The following is a 2754-nucleotide window of genomic DNA, read 5'->3' as shown; positions in this document are numbered from 1 at the left end:
ACTTACACACCTTGCCTATCAACGTTGTAGTCTCCAACGGCCCTTTAGGGAACTTAAAGTTCCAGTGAGAACTCATCTTGAGGCTCGCTTCCCGCTTAGATGCTTTCAGCGGTTATCGATTCCGAACGTAGCTACTGGGCAATGCCATTGGCATGACAACCCAAACACCAGCGGTTCGTCCACTCCGGTCCTCTCGTACTAGGAGCAGCTCCTCTCAATTCTCAAACGCCCACGGCAGATAGGGACCGAACTGTCTCACGACGTTCTAAACCCAGCTCGCGTACCACTTTAAATGGCGAACAGCCATACCCTTGGGACCGACTTCAGCCCCAGGATGTGATGAGCCGACATCGAGGTGCCAAACACCGCCGTCGATATGAACTCTTGGGCGGTATCAGCCTGTTATCCCCGGAGTACCTTTTATCCGTTGAGCGATGGCCCTTCCATTCAGAACCACCGGATCACTATGACCTACTTTCGTACCTGCTCGACGTGTCTGTCTCGCAGTTAAGCTGGCTTATACCATTGTACTAACCTCACGATGTCCGACCGTGATTAGCCAACCTTCGTACTCCTCCGTTACTCTTTAGGAGGAGACCGCCCCAGTCAAACTACCCACCAAACAGTGTCCCAAACCCCGATTCAGGGGCCATGGTTAGAACTCAAAACATACAAGGGTGGTATTTCAAGATTGGCTCCACGTCATCTGGCGACAACGCTTCAAAGCCTCCCACCTATCCTACACATGTAGGCTCTAAGTTCACTGCTAAGCTATAGTAAAGGTTCACGGGGTCTTTCCGTCTAGCCGCGGGTACACAGCATCTTCACTGCGATTTCAACTTCACTGAGTCTCGGGTAGAGACAGCATGGCCATCATTACGCCATTCGTGCAGGTCGGAACTTACCCGACAAGGAATTTCGCTACCTTAGGACCGTTATAGTTACGGCCGCCGTTTACCGGGGCTTCGATCAAAAGCTTCGACCTAAGTCTAACCTCATCAATTAACCTTCCGGCACCGGGCAGGCGTCACACCCTATACGTCATCTTACGATTTAGCAGAGTGCTGTGTTTTTAATAAACAGTTGCAGCCATCTGGTATCTTCGGCCTCCAACAGCTCAATCCGCAAGGGACGTCACCGTCGGAGGCGTACCTTCTCCCGAAGTTACGGTACCATTTTGCCTAGTTCCTTTACCCGAGTTCTCTCAAGCGCCTTGGTATTCTCTACCTGACCACCTGTGTCGGTTTGGGGTACGATCCTTTATTATCTGAAGCTTAGAGACTTTTCCTGGAAGCATGGCATCAATGACTTCAGTACCTTAGTACCTCGACATCGTATCTCAGTGTTAGTAGAAACCCGGATTTACCTAAGTCTCCCACCTACATACTTGAACCTGGACAACCATCGCCAGGCCCACCTAGCCTTCTCCGTCCTCCCATCGCAATAATAAAGGGTACGGGAATATTAACCCGTTTCCCATCGACTACGCCTTTCGGCCTCGCCTTAGGGGTCGACTCACCCTGCCCCGATTAACGTTGGACAGGAACCCTTGGTCTTCCGGCGGGGAGGTTTTTCACCCCCCTTATCGTTACTCATGTCAACATTCGCACTTCTGATACCTCCAGGATGCCTTACAGCTTTCCCTTCGACGGCTTACAGAACGCTCCTCTACCACGCATATAAATATGCGTCCGCAGCTTCGGTGATATGTTTAGCCCCGTTAAATCTTCCGCGCAGGCCGACTCGACTAGTGAGCTATTACGCTTTCTTTAAAAGATGGCTGCTTCTAAGCCAACTTCCTAGCTGTCTAAGCCTTCCCACATCGTTTCCCACTTAACATATACTTTGGGACCTTAGCTGGCGGTCTGGGTTGTTTCCCTTTCCACGACGGACGTTAGCACCCGCCGTGTGTCTCCCATGATTGCACTTGTTGGTATTCGGAGTTTGCAAAGGGTTGGTAAGTCGGGATGACCCCCTAGCCTTAACAGTGCTCTACCCCCAACAGTGATACATGAGGCGCTACCTAAATAGCTTTCGAGGAGAACCAGCTATCTCTTGGTTTGATTGGCCTTTCACCCCCAGCCACAAGTCATCCCCTAATTTTTCAACATTAGTGGGTTCGGTCCTCCAGTTGATGTTACTCAACCTTCAACCTGCTCATGGCTAGATCACCAAGTTTCGGGTCTAATCCCAGCAACTATTCGCCCAGTTAAGACTCGGTTTCCCTACGGCTCCCCTAAACGGTTAACCTTGCTACTGAAATTAAGTCGTTGACCCATTATACAAAAGGTACGCAGTCACGGAATAAATCCGCTCCTACTGCTTGTACGTACACGGTTTCAGGTTCTATTTCACTCCCCTCACAGGGGTTCTTTTCGCCTTTCCCTCACGGTACTGGTTCACTATCGGTCAATTAGGAGTATTTAGCCTTGGAGGATGGTCCCCCCATATTCAAACAGGATTTCTCGTGTCCCGTCTTACTCGTTTTCACTGTAAAGAAGTTTTTGTGTACGGGACTATCACCCTGTACCGTGGCACTTTCCAGAGCCTTCCACTAACTTTTAAACAGCTTAAGGGCTGTTCCGATTTCGCTCGCCGCTACTTTCGGAATCTCGGTTGATTTCTTTTCCTAAGGGTACTTAGATGTTTCAGTTCCCCTCGTTTGCTTCGCTTAGCTATGTATTCACTAAACGATGACACTAAGTGCCGGGTTGCCCCATTCGGAAATTCCAGGATATAACGCTTGTTATCAAC

1 rRNA gene is annotated in these 2754 nt (G+C 49.9%); it reads right to left on the bottom strand.

What is annotated here, in order from left to right:
• Nucleotides 1-2754, bottom strand: a 23S ribosomal RNA gene (locus MT391_RS20495); the annotation flags it as partial.

It is taken from the genome of Vibrio sp. 1-Bac 57 (assembly GCF_037546855.1).
GTDB lineage: Bacteria > Pseudomonadota > Gammaproteobacteria > Enterobacterales > Psychromonadaceae > Psychromonas.
This window is presented reverse-complemented; position numbering and strand designations above follow the sequence as displayed.